4 protein-coding genes are annotated in these 18,708 nt (G+C 66.3%); 2 read left to right on the top strand and 2 right to left on the bottom strand.

The features are described 5' to 3' along the window. Nucleotides 1-73: 73 nt before the first annotated feature. Entirely contained in the window at nucleotides 74-1,393 is a 1,320-nt protein-coding gene (locus BSY238_RS15035) for a DUF1329 domain-containing protein (RefSeq protein WP_069039859.1), read from the top strand. 367 nt (nucleotides 1,394-1,760) lie between these two features. Then, nucleotides 1,761-2,099: a cupin domain-containing protein gene (locus BSY238_RS15030; RefSeq protein ID WP_069039858.1), complete on the top strand. Its 339-nt coding sequence runs from the start codon at nucleotides 1,761-1,763 to the stop codon at nucleotides 2,097-2,099. A 136-nt stretch (nucleotides 2,100-2,235) separates the two neighbouring features. On the opposite strand, the gene BSY238_RS15025 is transcribed toward BSY238_RS15030, so the two are convergent. Both BSY238_RS15025 and BSY238_RS15020 read right to left on the bottom strand, forming a co-directional pair. After that, nucleotides 2,236-3,894: a ShlB/FhaC/HecB family hemolysin secretion/activation protein gene (locus tag BSY238_RS15025; RefSeq protein WP_223300157.1), complete on the bottom strand. Its 1,659-nt coding sequence runs from the start codon at nucleotides 3,892-3,894 to the stop codon at nucleotides 2,236-2,238. Nucleotides 3,895-3,944: 50 nt separating this feature from the next. Next, complete coding sequence (locus tag BSY238_RS15020) at nucleotides 3,945-18,452, bottom strand: leukotoxin LktA family filamentous adhesin (RefSeq protein WP_069040726.1); 14,508 nt, start codon at nucleotides 18,450-18,452, stop codon at nucleotides 3,945-3,947. Nucleotides 18,453-18,708 lie beyond the last annotated feature (256 nt).

The raw sequence follows: 18,708 nt of genomic DNA, 5'->3' as shown, positions 1-18,708 counted from the left end.
TCCCCGCTGACGGATTCGCCGGACGCCGATCTTTCGTTTGATCCTGAACCACAGACCAAAGGAGTAGGAGACGATGCAAAACCAAGGCAACCAGACGCGACGTCGCAGTGCGCTGCGAACAGGCGTGGCAGGCGCAATCACACTCGCGATCGGATTGGGCGCGAGCCCGGCATTCGCGAAGGAGCTTCCAGCAGGCTTCGTGATCAACAAGGAAAACTACGAAAGCATCAAGAACGACACCTTCGAGAACAAGACCATCGCCAGCATGGTCCCGGAAAAGCTCGAGTGGATGATCAAGAACTACAACCTGACCATCAAGCTCGCCAACTCGAAGAAGATCGAGATGGATCCGAAGTATGTTGAATGGTCAAAGAAGAACATCAACACGGTGAAGTTCAATCCGGCCGACCGTACGGTGTCCGGATGGCAGGCCGGCATGCTGTTCCCGCCGGAAACCATCAAGATGGACGACCCGCACGCCGGCGACAAGGTGATCTGGAACCTGCGTGCCGCCACGTACGGCGCCACGATGGACCTGCGCGACATCGCCTGGGCCTTCCTGGACGCGAAGAAGGGTTACGAGCGGGTGCAGGCCTTCCAGTCGCGCCGCTACTACATGGAAGGGCGTCTTGACGGCGGCCCGATCACCGTGGGCAAGGGCGACATTTCGCAGAAGACCTACTTCGTGGCGACCTACCCGCAGGACATCCGCGGTCTGGGTCTGTTCTCGGTCCGTTACAACCAGGCCGACTCGAAGGTGCCGGACGACTCCTACGCCTACCTGAAGTCGGTGCGTCGCGTGCGTCGCCTGTCGGGTGGCGCGTGGATGGACCCGATCGGCGGCACTGACCAGCTGTATGACGACTGGGACATCTGGGATGCCGCCCCGACCAAGTATGTGTCGAACAAGCTGATCGAGAAGCGCTGGGTGCTGGCCATTGCTCACAGCCCGGAAATCAGTGTGGACGTGAAGCAGCCCTACACCGAACCGGCCAAGCGCTTCCCGCGCATCGGCATCGACATTCCGCCGCATTTCAACCCGGCGCCGGACATCGGCTGGGAGCCGCGTGAAGTCTACGTCGTCGAAGGCATCCCGCCCCCGGAACACCCCTACAGCAAGAAGGTGGTGTACATGGAAGTCGACTTCCCGCGCCCGTATCTGGGCTATGCGGAAGACCGCAAGGGCGAGTTCTGGAAGATGTTCATCTTCCAGAACCGGCCTGACATCGGCGACGACGGCTACAAGGCAGTCATGCCCGTGATCGGACACATCATCGACGTCAAGCGTGGCCACGCCACCAACTGGTCGTCGAACATGAAGTCCAATCCGGCGGGCGTCAAGGAAACCGACGTGTCGCTCAACGTGCTGGAAGAAGTCGCAACCGGCAAATAAGTCGTCCTGACACCAACCGAGGGCCTGCCCGTGCTGCGCGCGGACAGGCCTTCTCTTTTGACGGCCATGAATGTGCGTCAGCACATTCATCGTCGAAGGATTCGCGCGCCGCCCGCAATTCAATGTCAACGCTCTGGCGGCATCACAGCGCCGCCCGCTCATGACGCATGCCTCTGGAATGAATGATGCAGCGGTCCGGAAATCGGTCACTGCGGTCGGACAGGGTCCGACTTTCATCCCCGGATACGAGCCGTCATCGCGGCAGACGGCGTGCAGCCGTAACGCAAAGCGTGGCATGGCCCGTGCTTCGTTGTTTGACCACTAATGTATTGAACCCGGCACATACCGGGCACCCAGGAGACTCTGCATGTATACGAAGGAATTTCACGCCGATTCGCTCGCATGGCAGCCCAGCGGCATCGATGGCGTGCACTTCAAGGTGATCGACGGCGAAGTCGCGACGACGGCGTCTACCGTGCTGTACAAGTTCGACGCGGGATCGTGCGTGCAGTCGCACCTGCATACGCAGGCCGATGAAGTGGCCTACGTGCTTGAAGGCCAGTTCATCGAGAACGGCAAGACCTACGGTCCGGGTTCGGTGTTCACCGCGCCGGCCGGCACGGCACATGGGCCGCACACGACCGACACCGGCTGTACGGTGATGTTCGTACTGTCGAAGGGCCTGGATTTCATTCCGGCCGAATGATCCCTCCGCGCTGCCGGTGGCGGTAACGGTCCTCGTTGCCGGCAGCGCACCCCTCCCGCCTTCGTTTTTCCGGTCTTCGTTTTTCCGCTTCGTTCTGCCCGCCTGATCCGTCCTTCGCCCGCCTTGCGCGGCGCGGTCAGAACACCTGTGCGACGACCTGCACATGCACGTAGTAGCCGCGCGGCTCCTGCGGCCGGTCGCGGATCGGCAGCCCCAGCGTCACCCGCGCCGATATGTTCTGATTGATGTTCGCGTTCAGACCCCAGCCGTAGCTCGCCATCGTGTCGCTGCCGCGCGTCGATTCCGGCGGTCGGAACGGCTCCACCGCGCCGTAGTCCAGAAACAGGAACCCGCTCGTCCTGATCGGCGCCACCGGCGCCTGCGGCAGCGGGTGGTGCAGCTCCACCGACGCGATCAGCCCCTTGTCGCCGCTGAACAGACCCGTCTGGTAACCGCGCACACTCCCCTCGCCGCCGATCAGGAATTGCTCGCTCGAGGTCAGGTTCTCGTCGCGCGTGTATTGAAACGCCACCGTGTTGTGCACCGACCACCCCTCACCCAGCTCCTGCACCCGGCGCACCGAGCCGCGCCAGATCTTGAACGACTCCGACACCACGTCGTCTATCGGGTCCGCATCCCCCGCCGAGTAGGTCAGCGATCCGGTCCAGATCCGGTCGCTTTCCCACCACTGCGCATCCACGCCCGCCGACACGTCCTCGATGTCCGTCGACTGGAACTTGCGACCCTCGATCCAGCTTTCCGTCTTGCGCTTCTTCGCCCCGCCCAGCACATCGAGCTGGTAGTTCTTCCCGATCAGCAGCGGGTGGCGCAGCAGCGCCGTCCAGGCCGTCGATTCACCGCGGATGCGCAGCGGCGCGAACGGGCCGTTCCTGATCCGCGTGTGGTCTTCGAACCAGGACAGCGTGAGCCGCGTGCCCAGCGTGCCCAGCGGTATGCTGTACGACAGCGCGCGCCCCTCGTGACCGCCCGTCTCCGCGCCGATCAGCGACGCGCTCAACGCGTCCCGAAAGCCGAACAGGCTGCGGTTCTGGTAGAACACGCCGGCCCGATACACCCCGGTCGCGTAGCTGCCGCTGGTGTCGGCGAACACGCGCATTTCGTGCTTCGGCGGCTCCACCGCCGTCAGCGCCACATCGGTTTCGCCGAACTTGGCGCCCGGCTTCAGTTCGGCGCGCAGCTGCACGTCCTGGCTGCGGTTGAAGCGCATCATGCTGCGCTCGAGTGCGCCCACGTCCGCCAGCTCACCCTTCGTCTGTCCCAGCCGCGACAGGATGAAGCTGTCCGCCGTGCTCGCGTTCCCTTCGAGCAGAATGTCACCCACACGCCCTTCGACCAGTTTGATCGTCACGTTGCCGTCGGCCACTTCCTGCGCCGGCAGCACCGCCTGCGCGGTCGGGATGCCGCGCTCCCGGTACAGCGTGTTGATCCGCTCGACCACCTCGACCACCTCGGCCAGCGTGACTTCGCGCCCTTCCACCGTCGCGGCCAGCCCGCGCAGCGTCTCCTCCGACAGCAGCTCCGACTTCGTGAAGTCGATGCGCTTGAGCAGGAACTTCGACGTCACCGTCGGCTTCTTCGCCGGCGCAGGCTTGAGCCCTTCGCGGTCGATCGACGGCTCCGACTCCGGCCGGCGTTCGCGCTCTTCGCGCAGCCGCCGCTCAAGCTCCAGCGAGCGCTGCTGGATGCTGCCCGGGTCGGCCGCCGGCGGCAGCTGCGGCGCAACCTGCGCCTGCGCCGGCAACACAGCGCCCAGCGCGCACGTCAGTGCGGCCACGGCCAGCGGGGTCCTGCGGGACTGCCTGCTGAACAACCTGGGTGTGCGCCTCACTGTGCCGTCTCCTTCGGGGTGTCATTCTCTGCCTCGTCCTCGGCCTGGCGGCGGGCCTCGGCTTCCTCTTCCGTCTCTTCCTCGCCCGAATTCACGGCCGGGATGTCCAGCGGAATGTTGATCGCGATCTGCGACAGCGCCGGCACCACATTGACCGCCTGCGGGCGCGTCGGATTCGGCACCCGTCCTTCGATCGCGTTGCGCGACTCCTCACGACCGCTGTTGTCCGGGTCCGTCGCATTGACCACTTCGTGCAGCGGGCTGCGCGTCAGCGCGGTCTCGTCCGTCACCAGACGGTAGCGCTCCAGGCGCAGCGCAAACCGCCCGTCCGGCGCATTGAGCTGGATGTCCGCCGGCTCGATCACCGTCGTCACGTTGTCCATGTACACATTGCTCTGCGGGTTGATGAAGCGCGCCTGATTGTCGATCCGTCCGTCCAGCACCTCCAGCCAGCCACGCTCCGTCTCGATCCGCGCGTCCTGCGAGTACAGCCGCTCAAACCGCGTGCCGATCGGACTGTCGAACGTCAGATCAACCCAGCGCGCCATGCCGCCCTGCGGTCCCGTTACATTCATCAGCAGCGGACCCGCCGTGCCGGTTTGAACGATTCTCGCAGTAATCGAACCGACGCCTATCGACAGCTGCGAGTCCACCTTCAGCGTGCCTGCCTCGATGTCGCCATCGGTGATGATTTCGATGGTGTCACCACTCAGCCGCTTCACGCTGACCCGACCGTTGACGCTTTCCAGTCGCACGCCCTGCCCGGCGGTCACCGCATCCATCAGGATGTCCTGCTCGGCGAACACACTTGCGTTGCCCGCATCCGCCGTGGCTTCCAGCACCGTCACGCTGTGGCCTGCCCGCAGATCGAGATTGCCGCGCACAGCACGGACGCTGCTGCCGCTGACCGTGCCGATGGCCATGACCGTCGCGTCACCGCCTGCATTGACGTTCCCCAGTTCAAGGTCGGACGAGAAATCCGGATCGGCTGCAGTGATGCCGGACAGATGCACGTCTTCCGCCGCCTCTGCGTTGACCACGTGGCCGCTGCCCGGCGCAACGACCAATGCTTCGCCGGGCGCACCGATGCTGCCCGCAAGCGAACGCAGATCGATGTCGCCTTCCGCGGTCTGCAGCGCCACGACACGCTGCGTGCCGCGGGCATCCAGAATGCTGCCGGCGCTGGTCAGGTGAATGCCGCCGGCGCTGGCGAACATTTCGGCCACGCGCATCGGTCCGCTCAGTTCATTCAGCCAGATGCCACTTGCCGCACGCGCCGTGAGCGTCGCAGCCGTGCCCAGATCGAGGCTGACCGGCCGCGCCGCGCTGCCGATGCTGCCGTGGCTCGCTTCAAGAATGGTGCTGCCGCCGCGCAGATTCGGAACGGCGCCCGCGCCGGCATCGATGATGCCGCCCGACACCTTGAGCCGTATCGTCCTGCTGTAATCGACGCCGCCGCCGCTGGCGTCGAGCGACACCAGATTGATGTCGCCAGGCAGCGCCGTGCCGTTGCGCTCGTAGTCGTCGGCCCCGAGGAATACGTGGCCGCGCGCATTCACCGTCACGCTGCCGTCCGCTGTCGTCGCCACATCGACGTCGTCACGCTTGAGCACGGTGGCAGTCTTCGCAACCGTGTCCACCGCCACGTCATCGGCTTCGGCCGCTGCCAGCGCTCGCCGCTCGTCGGGGCTCAGCGTCGCCAGTGCAGCGATGCTGACGGTGAATTGCCCCTCGTCGCGTCCGACGCCTCCAGCCGTGCCGGAGGCATTGAGCACGATGTGACGCCCGACCACATTGGGCTGTTCGATGCGAGTTTCGGTGTCCGACACCGACTTGTTGTAGATCGCCGCGCTGACGCCGTAGCGCACCTGGTTGTCGGTCCACACGTGGGTGCCGTTCGAAATATCGGCCAGCGTATGGTCCGTGTCGGCCGACCCGACATAGCGGAAATCGGCGTCGTAGTCGGGCACTGATCCGGTGGCCAGCGCCACGCCCAGACCACCCAGCTTCTGATGCAGCTCGCGCAGCCGTTGCGGCGCCGCCGCCGCATCGTAGGCGTCGGCGCGGTAGACGAAGCTGTCCGCATTGGCCGGGTCTTCGATCAGCTGAACATTGCGCAATGACCAGTACTCGCGGTACTCGCGATCAATGCCTGCACGATGCGCCTTGAGCGCATCGGCCAGACTGTCGGCCGCGCCATCGGATTCGCGCAGCCGCAGGCTCTGCCAAACGGCATCCAGCTCGGCTTCGGCACGCGTATCGCGCGTCTCGTTGCGGTTGCCATCGACGATGCGGCCGTTGCGGGCGGTCAGCGTCACGTCTCCGGTGAGCGATTCGACCTTGTCCAGCTGCAGGTCGCCGTCCGGCTGCAGCACATGGATGTCACCCATCGCCGTGACGTCGAGGCCACCCTGCAGCGTGGCCTGCGTCTGCACCACGAGCGCCTGCGCATCACTGCCGATGCGCCCGTTCAGCGACACCAGTTCGACGCCACCGCCCTGCACGCGCACGGCATCGCCGGCGCCGGCCGACACGATGTCAGCATCGGCCTGCAGGAACACGCGACCGTCGGCACCGGTGATCGCCTGCGCCACCCGCATGTCGCCCGACACCGCCAGCAGACCCACGTCGCCGGCCGCACTCACCGCATCGATGCTGCCATTGCCCAGCAGATTGAGCGACAACGGCGAAGTCGCGCTGCCTATGCCACTGGCGGCCCGCATCGTCAGGCTTTCCGTCATGACGGTACCGCGCGCACTTTCCGATGCGATGGCACCGCCCGGCAGCCCGTTGCCGGCAGTCGCATCGAGCGAAATCAGACCGGTCCGGTTGGTCAGGCTACCGGCGAGGATGATGCCGCCGCGACTGGCGATGTCGATGCCGCCGGTGTCATGGCCGATGAAACTGATCGGAATCAGGTGGTCGGCCTTGACCGTGTGCGTGTTGTAGCGCTTGGTGCCGAAATCGCTCCAGACCTCGTAAGTGTGCCACTTCCAGATGCAGAAGAACCAGGAGCACTTCGACCGTTCCGTCGACCACTGCCGGAAGGACGTGGTGACATCGCGACGCTGGTAGCGATAGGCATCGTCGCCCAGGGTCTGATCGAGTCGCGTGTATTCGCCTTCCATCAGGGGTGTCGTGTCCGGATACTCGACGTAGGCCGTGCGATCCGCGATCGACCAGCTGCCCGGGAAGAACCAGAACTTGGTCTCCTTCTCGTAGCGCGCGTAGGTGTTCGTGGTGCTGCGCTGACCGGTCACCCAGGTGTAGGTCTGGTCCTCGACCGGCGCGTAACCGGTGCTGCGCGTATCGGTCAGGTCCTCGTAGGCCTTCACCAGACGCTCGACCAGCTTGTCGCCGGCCGGTGTGCTTTCGGTCGTGACGATGACGTCCGAGGTCTGCACATCGGCGCCCAGACGCGTGACGATGCGGGTGACCGGCGTCAGGCTGTTGTAGTAGGCGGTGGTCTGCGTGCTCGACTGCAGCGGGCTGCTGACGATGGCACCGAGGCCGCCGTTCGCGGCCGGGTCCCAGCGGCGCAGGTAGTCGGTGATGCGCACGCGGCCTTCGATGTCATTGCCGGTGTCCAGCCCGGTGATGACGATATCGTAGCCGGTGAGATTGTCGATATCGAAGCGGCCGTAGCCGTCCATGGCCGCGATGCGGCCACCGCCGGTGTTCAGGATTTCACCCAGCAGTTCGAGCTTGCCGCCTTCGACCTTCACCGGCTCCAGTTCGATGCGGTTCAGTTCCGCATTGAAGAACGCGACGATGTTGCCGTCGGTGCCGGTGATGCGGAAACGCGGATCCGCCGGCTTCATGCCGCCGGCCACCAGCGCGTCGTAATTCGTCTTCGCCTGCGCCAGCGTGGTCGCGGTCTTGTAAGGACCGATGTTGAGATTGACGCGCGCGTCGGCGTCGATCGTGATCGAACGGTCGGGAATGCCGCTCTGCAGCAGGCCGTTGATGTTGAGGTAGCGGGCGCTGATGAAGATGTTGTTGCCGGCGATGGTCGGCGCACCGTTTCCGATGCGCACGTCATCAGCCGCACCGCTGAACAGGCTGCTGTCCTCGAAGTTGTTGGCGGTTCCGCCACTGCCGCCGCTGAGCGTGCGCGTGCCGCCCCACAGGTCGCGCGCGGCGCCGGCGGTGTGATAGAAGGCCGACGGCGAACTGAACACGAAATCACGCCCCGCCGTGATGTTGATCGTTGCCGCCTGGATATTCGGTGCGGTCAGCGGATTCGACGGATCCTTCGGCTGCACCAGCACGCTGCCGCGTTCGCTTTCCAGCGTGACGGTGCCGAGCAGGTTGCTGATGTCGCCCACCACTTCGATGTCCGGCGCGCGGGTATCCGCGTCGAGCGGAATGTGGGTGTTCCTGACCTCGATCAGCGGCACAGCCGAATCCGGCGCGATGTCGACGCTGCCGAAGCCGGCCGAACCACCCTTGTTGCGGGCATTCAGTGCGGCGTTGATGTCGGCTGTCGTCGGGCTGGTGCCCGGCGTGTTCAGGATGGCGACGCTGTTCAGCACGAGCCGTCCGGTCGCATCTTCCGGAATGGTCAGTGCATCGGTGCGCAGAAATGCCGAGCTGTTGTTGATGATCTGTATCTTCGCGTCGCCGCGCGCCACCAGCTGACCGCTGCCGGCGAGGTAATCGCCCATCACGTTGATGTTGCCGCCGCGTGCGCTCAACTCGGGCAGGACGATGAAGGCGGCGTCGGACACCGAAGCCGTCGCGCCGCCCGCGGGGAACAGATCGGCGAGCTGCTGCTCGAGGAAGTTGATTTCGGCCGTCAGCGCCGCCACCGTTTCCGGGCTGCTGGCGTCGGCGCCGGTGCTGGTCACGCCCTGATACTGGCCGCGGATGTTCTTCAGCGAGTCGATGCGCGTCTGCAGATTGTCCTGCAGGTTTTCGATGCGCGCGACCGGCATGTCGAGGCCGTCGGAACGCGATATCCAGTACTGCTTCGAATAGGTGTCATAGACGCAGCCAGCAACGCCGGGCGCCTGGCACTTCGCCTCCTGGCCGTCGCGCGGCACCTGCGTGCTGAGTGTGACCGGCAGTGCACCGCCACCGGAATCCGTCTCGCTGATGGTCATCCAGCGCTGATTGTGGATGCCGGCGTCGATGAAGCCATTCACCGTCGCGCCGGCCTGAGACAGTTCGATGCTGCGTCCGCTGTTCTGCTCGATCGACACGTCGCCACCGCCGAACAGGTTGCTGATGCCGCTGGCGATGGCGCTCGCCGCCTGGCTGTACAGATCGCGCGCGACGCCATGTCCATTGACGATATGTCCGAAGCCCTTGTCAGCAATCAGGCTCACGTCCTTGACGCTGCGCAGGCTGCCGTCGACGATGATGCGGTTGGTCTGGGTGAGCAGGCCGTCCGCGCCCCAGTCCAGACCGGGTATCGGAACCAGCGAATTGTTGTACAGATCGGTGTGCGCGACCGACGAGAACCGGTTGCGCACGCCACCCGCATCACGCCCGGCACCCAGGTTGATGAAGCCGTCCGCGCGAATGTCCGATCCGGCGCCGATCGATGTGGTCGACCGGCTGTGGATGTCCGATTTCGAATAGCCGTCGGCATAGGCAGCCAGACCCCAGGTCTTGGAACTGGCGCGCGCTTCGACATCGACGTTTTCCCGCGCCGCGAGATTGAAATCGCCCACGGTATCGATGACGACATTGCTGCCGACGCGCGCTTCGGTACGTCCGACATCCCCGGCCGCGGTGGTCAGCGGGTTGATGTTCACTTCGATGATGGATTCGGCATCGGCCGCACTGATGGCGCCGCCGGCTTCCAGCTTGGCGCGGTCGCGCAGCATCACCTCGGACACCGCATTGAAACTGGTGCGTCCCGCGTCATCCGGATCGCCGAGCACGCGCACCCGCGCGTTGTCGCCGACCTCGACCCGGGTGATGTTGTCCACCCGCGTTTCGCCGGAGCCGGCCGCGCCGCCGGCCAGACCCCCGGCACCCGCGACGACGTTGAATTGGGCGAGCCAGGGCTTGCGCGACTGGTTCAGCGCATGCACATCCAGATCCCAGGTGTTCAGGTGCGCACCGGCGCGAATCCCGGCCACCACCCTGGCATCGATGTCATTGCGCGCCTGTGCGCCGCTGGCACCGACCACGCCGGCAGACAGCGAATCGACGCGGGCATTGAAAGTTGCCGTGTGATCGGCGCTGACTTCCATGCGCCCGCCGGTGTCGGTCACCAGTGCATCACCCGCCGTGCCGCCACCGAGCAGCGCCTGCGTATCCGAAAGATTGCGCGTGGACGCCAGCGCGGCAGCCCCCGCGATGATGCCGCCGGAACCGGCTGCGGCATCGGCCGACGTTTCGTCGTGACCGGTCGCGACCACGCTGAGCGCGTCGCCCACCGTGCCGGTGTTGCCGTTGTCGATGGACGCTAGCGTGACCGAGCCGGCGACGGCGTACGCCTGGTTGCCCCCGAGCGCAAGCAGCCCGCCCAGGGTGACGCCACTGGTGACGGCCGTCTGGCGCGTCAGGTTCGACGCCGTCAGCGATGTGCTGTCGGTGATCGCGAGCGCATTGCCCGTACCCATCGTTGCGTTGACCAGCGCGTTGCCGCGCGCGCGGGAATCACTGCCGTTGGCGCTGACCAGCAGCGAGCCGCCGGTCGCGTTGGCGTATGAGTAGGCGCTGTTGCCGACGCCGTTGCCGACTATCGGCAGCAACGTCGCTGCATTCAGCGACAGCGCACCGGCCGTGATGCTGTTGTAGCGACCCACCGTTGCGAAGGACTGCGTCGACGCCGACGCTTCAGCCAGCGACACGCCGATCGACACGGCGAGCGAGCCGTTGTAGCCCCGGGCGACCGCACTGACCTGCGGCGTGCTGTTGGCGGTGACCGACACGGCCGAACCGGCGCCGTTGATGGTCACACGGTCAGCGACAGCTGCATTTGCCGTTCCCAGCGCGCCGGCGCGCGACTCCGAGCCGGACCCGGCGGCCACGCCGCCGGCACCGGCTTTCGACTCGGCAGCCACCGTGTCTTCACGCGTCGCCCGCACATCAAGCAGCCCGCCCGCCAGCGTGACGCCGGTGGCTGCGGTCTGCGCCGTCGCCGTGTCGCTGCCGCCGATCTGCGCGGTCGTGCTGCCGGTCTTGTCGGCGCGCGCGATCACGATGCCGGCCGCCACCACACCGACGGCATAGCCTTCGGCTCTGGAGCGGGCATCCAGCGTGTCATTCGCGGTCACGCGCACGTCGCCCGCCGCACTGCTGACGGTCGCCAGGGCGCCTGCTCCCAGACCGGCGCGCACCGTATTGTTCAGATCGACTGTCGCCACCGCTGCACCGACACCCACCAGACCGCCAGCAGCCTGGAAACTGTCGACCTGCAGCGCCGGTTCGGCCTGGACGAGCGGATCGCTGTCCGGCAATTCGCCTGCTTCGGCGCTCAGTTCGATGTCGCCGGTATCGGCCTGCAGTGAAATGGCGCCGACCGTGGTCGCGCCGACATTGTGGCGCACGTCGAGCACGCTCACCGAGGCGCCGACGCCGGCCAGGCCGCCCAGCGCGATGCCGCCGGCCCCGACTTCGATGCGGTCGATTTCCGACGCACCGATGCGGATGTTGCCGCCGGCGACCAGCGTGTCGCGCGTGCCGTCGCTATCGACCACGGTGGCCAGCGTGGCGCCCAGCGGCGACGCGTTGACCTGATCCTTCGTCGCGACCTTGCCCGCCGCGTTGACGCGCTCGATGTCGGTCTCCGAGAAGCTGTCCGCCGTGCGGACATTGCCTTCGTCTTCGTCGGTGGACAGCAGGTCGCGGCTGGAGAAGGCCTGTGCAGAACTGAGGGTGCCCTCGTTGTCGCCGTCGGTGTTGTCCAGTTCGCCGGATGCGTCGGCGTTCATCGTTGCATTGAGCAGCGTGACCGCGGCCGAGCCACCGATGCCGAGCGTTCCGCCGGCCGCCGCAGCGGCTGCCAGGTTGGACAGCTTGCGCTCGGCCTGCGACGTGACGTCGATGTCGCCACTGACGTGAACATTGCTGTCCCGGATGGTCGCCGATGTCGTGTTGTCGACCTTGGTCACCGACGCACCCGCGCCCACGCCTGCCATGCCGCCGAGTGCTGCCGCACCGGCCCGGCTTTCGGTCACGACCTTGTCGCTGGCGCTGACGAGCAGGCTGGCGGCGCGATCATCGCTGCTGCCGATGCCGCTGTCGATCACCGAAGCTTCGGTGGTGCTGCTGATGATGCCGACCGCCACTGCACCGGCCACGCCGGCGAAGCCGCCCCCAGCACCGCCGACCGCCCAGGTACGCATTTCGGTCGTGTTGCCTGCAGTGACATTCACGGCGCCGGCGGTGTCGACGGTGACGTCTTCAATGCGCGCACGTGTGGTGCTGTCATCGAGGCCGACGGCAAAGGTGCCGGCGCCCGCGGCACCGCCCACTGCAAGTCCGCCACCGGCCACAAGGAAGGTCGAGTAGTGATTCGACGTGACGTCCAGCGAGCCGACTTCGAAATCCGCCTGCTGCGCAGATGCTTCCGTGGTGCTGGTGAACTTCGCCACCGAGCCGCTGCCCACTACGGCAACCACGCCGCCCGACGCACCGACCACCACGGATGCCACACCCTGGGCCGACAGCGCATCGATGTCCGCACCGCCTTTCGCACGGATGTCGGCACGACGGGTGTCACCGCCGGTGACCCTGGCGACGGTGTTGCGCTGGAACACATTGACGTCGGCCGACGCGCCGATGCCGGCCGCACCGATGGCAATGGAGCCGATGAAGGTGTTGCCGTAGGCGTGGTCGGCGGCCCGGATGCTGACCGCCTGCGCATCCGACGCGCCCGTGTTGTCACCGCCGTTCAGAACCGAATCGGTCACGGTGGCCAGTGTCTCGCCGCCGATCAGGCTCACGCTGGCGGTCACGGCGACACCGGCATACAGGCCGCCCCCGACATTCGCGACACCGGTCGTGGTGTGATGCGTGGCCAGTGCGTTGACCGCGATGCCGCGCACATTTTCCTTGCCGCGCGAGGCGGTCAGGTCGGGCGCGACGAAGGGGTTGGAGGACGAATAGCCGCCGCCCTCGGTATTCATCTCGTCGATGCTGTCGCGCAGGTTCACACCCGCCACCTCACCGGTGTTCACGCTCACGCCCTCGCCCTGCTGCGCACGTGCGGCGACCTCGCTGCCCTTGATCGCGGCTTCGGTCGTGCCGGTGATTTCATTCACCGTCACCGCCGCACCCACGCCGGCGGCGGTCAGGCCGATGCCGGCAGCGCCCGCCAGCACGGAAATCCTGTCATCCGCCTCGGCCAGCACCGCAACGTCATCGCGCGCTTCGATCACTGCACCGTTCTCGATCAGCGCACGTGTGTCGGAGCCGATCAGGTTCACCGCGACCGATCCGCCGACGCCCACCTTGACGCCGGCACCGACGCCCGCCGATGCGGTCTTGATGGTGGCCAGCGAATCGGCGCTGATGACGAGGCTCGCAAGGTCCAGACCATCGGCCGTCTTCTTGCCGGACACGCGGGCGAGCGTCACGTTGCCGATGTCGTTCACCGCGACGGCAGCACCGAATCCGGCCGACAGGCCCAGCCCGACACCGCCGGCCAGCGATTCGATGAGGGAGGTGTCGGTCGCCGTGACCGTGACGTCCGCCGCGCTGGCATCGACATCCGAATCGACGATTTCGGCCGTCGTGCGGGTCTGATCGCTGAAGTTGGTCGACGCGGAAGCGGCGCCACCGAAGGTCGACGCGAGGCCGCCGGCCACGGACGCCGACTTGATGGTCGAGGTATTGGTCGCCGTCAGCGCCAGCGAATCCACGGTCTCGCCGGTCTGGTCCTCGACCGACGAGTCCTCGAGCGCTGCCCGCGTCGTGTTGCCGATCTCGTTGTAGGCCACGGCCACGCCGACGCCCGCGGTGCTGAGCGAAAACCCGACTGCGCCGGCGAGCGATTCGATCGTCGACAGGTCGCTGGCCGACAGCGCGATCGCGCCGCCCGACTTCAGCACCACGCCGTCGGCCAAGGCCCGCGTTTCGTTGGTGATCGTATTGACGGTGACAGCACCGCTGAGCGACACGCCATTCGACGCGCTCAGTGCGGCCGCGACCGACACGATGTCGTTGTCGCTGGTCGCGCTCGCCGAAATGCCCGCGGCGCCGCGCACCACCTCGTCGTCGATGTCCATGCCGGTATCCGCTTCGTCGCCGACCAGTTCGGCAACGGTGTCGGAATCGACCGTGGAAATCGCCACCGCTGCACCGAAGCCGGCCTTGCCGCCATAGCTTGCCGCACCGGCCACGCTGCGGATGTCCGAACTGTCACTGGCGATCAGCGACACCGAGCCGCCGGTATCCACACCTGCCCCGCTGATGGACACCAGCGTGCTGTTGTCCACATTGCTGTAGGCAACGGAACCGGCAACGCCGAACTTCTGACCACCGGCGACGCCAGCGGAAATCGACCACATCGGACCGCCGTTCCAGGCGTCGAGCACGACATTGCCTGATCCACCGAGCGTCAGCGCCGTACGGGCAATGGTGACCTGCGTGATCTTCTCCAGCTGATTCCAGGTGAAGGCTCCGCCCAGGCCTGCGCTCTTGCCGGTGGCGATGGTCAGCGCACCGGCACCGGCCAGCGCCAGCGCGTCGTTGCGCGCGCCGGCGTTGAGCCCGTGCGTCAGCGACACCGACAGGTCGGTCACGCCATCGGCATCGGTATTGATATCCAGCGTGGAGGCCGCCGTACCGGCCACCGACATGCTCGCAAGATCGGCCACGGTTGCCCGGGTCGTGTCACTGACCAGATTGATCGACACGGCGGCAGAAATGCCGATGCCGGATTTGCCCTGTTCGCCCTTGTCCTTGACATTGGTTTTCGAGCCGTCTCCACCGGGCTTGCCGTCCGTGCTTTCATCGCCACCACCGGGCAGCGAGCCGGCCACGGCGAAGGCGCCTTGCGTGGCGCCGGCACGCGCCTTCAGGAAGATGTTGCCGCTCGCCGCGAGCGTGCCGCCGGTTCCCGTCTCGTCTGCACGATTGCCTATCAGTGCATGCGTGTCGCGGTCGAGGTCGTTGAGCGCGATGGAAAAGCCGATGCCGATGCTGCCCGATCGCGCCACGCCGCCGGCGACATTGATCGACATGCTGTTGTCGATCGCCTGCAGCACGACGTCGCGCGCACTGACCGTGGTGCCCGACGCAATCTGCGCAATCGTGTGCAGATCGCTGTCGATCAGCGAGAACGCCCCCTGGACCGACACCTTTCCGGCCTTGCCGGCCGCTTCGGCGATGGTCACCTGGTCGAAATCGGTTTCGGCCAGCAGCGCCAGTCCGTCGGCGCGCACCGTGGCGCCGCGCGCAATGGTCGCGTCCGATCCGCCGGTCAGCGTCAGGTGATGGTAGGTGCCGCCAAAGCCCGCCGAGGCGCTGTTCGCCCCGCCCTCCGGCAGCGTGGTCAGATCGATTTCCGGCACGCCCGCCAGATTCAGCAACCCGTGCGAGGCACGCGCGGACAGGGTGACATCCTGCGCTGCCGACAGCGGTGCGGTGCCGGCGTTGATCTGCGCCGAACCGATCTTCGCGTTGGCCTGGCTGTCGAGGGTGAAGTGGTCGACCGCTCCGGCGAAGGACAGCCGCTCGCTCTCGACGCCACTCTGCACCCACGAAGTCGCATTGATCGGCTGGCCGATCAGGTCGAACAGGTTGCCGCCCAGATTGGTCCACGCGTCGGGGTCGGCCCAGTCCATCGTGTCGAGGGTGTCGTAGGCGTCGACCCATTGCGTCCAGAACGGCGTCAGCTTCGTGTCGGCGGCGACCGTGATGGCACCGCCCGCATTCACCGTCGCACCATCGCCGATCAGCGCATCGGTGCGATGCGTCACGTCGATCACCGCGATCGAACCGGAGATCGCGATCTTCTTCTTTTCTTCCGTCTTCTTTTTCTGTTCGTCGGGCGGCAGCGGATGATCGGGATCGGGCGCTTCGAGCGAGCGCTCGTCGACGGCGGCCGACGTTTCGAAAGACAGCGATTCCTCTGCATTCGCGAACACGTCGACCCGGCCGCGCGAAGTCACATTCGCACCGGCGGCGATTTCGGCCTTCACCGCATTGCTGTTGTCGACCCATGCGAAGGACGCCGACAGGCCGAAGTTGCCGCTCGACCCGGCGCGCGCATCCTTGTTCGGCACATCGGCGACGAAGGCAGTCAGCTTCTCGAACAGCGCCACATCGATCGGGCGGGCGTTGCTGAAACCCTCTTCGGGATTGGGATCGCCCGCGGTGCCGGCCGATGCACTCACCTCGGTCTGCGCGTCGTCGGCCAGCGAAGCCGTCACGCTCACGCGGCCGGCATCGGTCACCGTGGCGCCGAGCGAGGCGGTCATCGTGGTGGTGTTCACCAGCACGGCAATGCCGGACGACGCCATGCCATCCTTGAACGAACTGCCGGTGGCCGACACCTCGATCGACTTCGCACCGGTCGCCTCGACATCGAGCGATGCCGCCCTTTCGATCACCGCCGCGCTGCCGACCGTCGTTTCGGACCGCTGGTTCGCGATACCGACGGCGAAGGCGAAGTTGGCGTACTCGCTCGCCGTCGACAGCATGTTGTTGTAGTGGCCGGTGTTGATCGTGTCGACCTTGACCAGCATCGTGCTGTCGGCCTGCGAGCGCAGCGTCATCGCGCCGCCGGACGACAATGTGGCGCGCCTGATGTCCACGGTGGCCAGCGCGTCGGTTTCGCCGTAGCCGATGCCGAGCACGGACCCGACCACCCGCATCGACGCATCGGTCACCGCCACCGATTCGATCTTCAGATCACCACTCGCTTCGATGCGCGCGCCGCCATCGACATCTATCGTGGCGTGGGCAACCGACACGGTGGCATCGACCACCAGCGCCAGATCGTCGAGAAATTCCAGCAGCGCGTCGGTGTATTCCTCGCCCGTCCACACCCACTTGTCGTTCGCGTCGGCCTTCAGCGTGACGTCGCGCCCCGTGACGGTGGCGTTGTTGACGGTGATGGACGCGATGGAATCGTCGACCGAGCCCAGCACCGGCGTCGACTGGTTGTCCGTGGCCAGCAACTGGATGTCGCCTCCGAAAGGGGCGAAATCGCCGTCGGCGTGCGCCAGCACCTTGCTGCCGGACTTCAGGTCGATGTGCTTCGCTTCGAAGGTGATGTCGCCGGACGGCCCGACCGAAGCGCCGGTCGCGTGACTTGCCGCGTCGGTTCCGGCGACGCGGCGGCTGGATACCGTCACGTTTTCGTTCACCGTGATCCTGTTGTCCGCCTGCAGCAGCAGGTTGGCGGCCGTCACCGTAACGCCATTGTCCGGCCCCGCCGGAATGCCGGTGTAGCCGCCCGCACCGCGCAGCAGGTTCGCACTGAGCACGATGTTCAGCGGATCGATCAGCACCAGACCGGCTGCGCCGCCCGCCCGCCCGTCAGCCAGAAACTGCCCGCCGGCCAGCTCCACCGTATCCTTCGCCGAAAACTCGACGAAGCCGCCATCGCCGCTCGCCCCCGCACTCGCGTCCATCACCGCACCGCTGCGAATCACTGCGCTGCGCTCGGCCATCGAATACACGCGCCCGCCGTCCGAGCCCTCACCATCGCCCGCCGCCGTCACCATCGCGTCGATGTCGACCACGATGTCGCGCCCGGCCCGCAGATCGATGTCGCCCCCGTCGGTGCCGCCGCCGCCGCGCGCATCCAGCGTGCCGGCAATCTCGATGTCCTCGTCCGCCGCGATGTAGATGCGCCCCGCCCGCTCGACCAGCCGGCTGCCCGCGCTCACACCCTGCGTATTCACGATGTCGGTGAAGTCCGGCGCGCGACCTTCGAAGCGCGCACCCGTCAGCACCGCTCCGGCCACGCTCACCGTGCCCGCCGCCAGCGTCACCCCGTCTGCCGCATTGATCTGCCCGTCGATGCGGATCGCCGCGCTCGACAGCGGCGCCGTGCCATTGAGCAACTGGCCCACCGATCCGGCGTCCGGCTGACCATTGACGAAGAAGCGGTCCGCGAAGCGCTGCGTCGGCGTGCTCACCGACAGCGAACCCACATTCACCACGCCACCCGCGCCGACGACAAATCCGTGCGGGTTGGCAAAGAACACATTGCCGCCGATGCGCCCGTCGCGGATCGCGTTCAGCGTGCCGTGGATGTCGCTGCGCGCATCGCGCACGATGTTCACCAGATTCACCGCCCCGCTCGGCACGTGCAGATTCGCCGTGTGCCCCGAATTGACGCTGAACGTGTTGAACGAGTTAAAACCGGCGTTGCCCGCGATCGTCCCGGTCCGGATGTCCGTCACCGCACCGACCGTGCTCACCGTCGTCAGCGTCCGGCCATCCGCCTGGATCGCCTGCGCCCACGCCGCCGGCGACATCAGCAGCGGCAGACTCGCCATGCCGGCCAGGGTGCAGAACGAGGGCGCGAGCGCCGCCGATAGCGTGCGCAAGCCGGGCAGACTTGAAGTGGAGCGCGTCGGTTTCATTGCCTGATCCTTTTCGATCACCAAAGAAACCAATGTGCGCGTGTAGGACAAACTCCTACTTGATCTTGCGCAATGTCACGAGATGTGACGTGTCACGACCGGATCCGCGGTGATCCGGGAACACAAGATGCGCCGAGCCTTGCCGGAAGACGGCCGGATCGCTTCAACTCAAAACGCTGTTCCAGAAAGGATTTTCATCAATTTCCCGCCGCTGCAAAAGCTGGGCGCCGCGCCGGCACCACCCGACGGGTCGGGC

It is taken from the genome of Methyloversatilis sp. RAC08 (genome assembly GCF_001713355.1).
GTDB lineage: Bacteria > Pseudomonadota > Gammaproteobacteria > Burkholderiales > Rhodocyclaceae > Methyloversatilis.
The sequence above is the reverse complement of the archived record's forward strand: the minus strand, read 5'-3'. Positions and strand labels throughout refer to the sequence as shown.

Bases quoted from the DNA above. Each gene is read 5' to 3' on its own strand.
- BSY238_RS15030 (WP_069039858.1), top strand. From the start codon at position 1,761: ATGTATACGAAGGAATTTCACGCCGATTCGCTCGCATGGCAGCCCAGC.
- BSY238_RS15020 (WP_069040726.1), bottom strand. From the start codon at position 18,452: ATGAAACCGACGCGCTCCACTTCAAGTCTGCCCGGCTTGCGCACGCTA.
- BSY238_RS15035 (WP_069039859.1), top strand. From the start codon at position 74: ATGCAAAACCAAGGCAACCAGACGCGACGTCGCAGTGCGCTGCGAACA.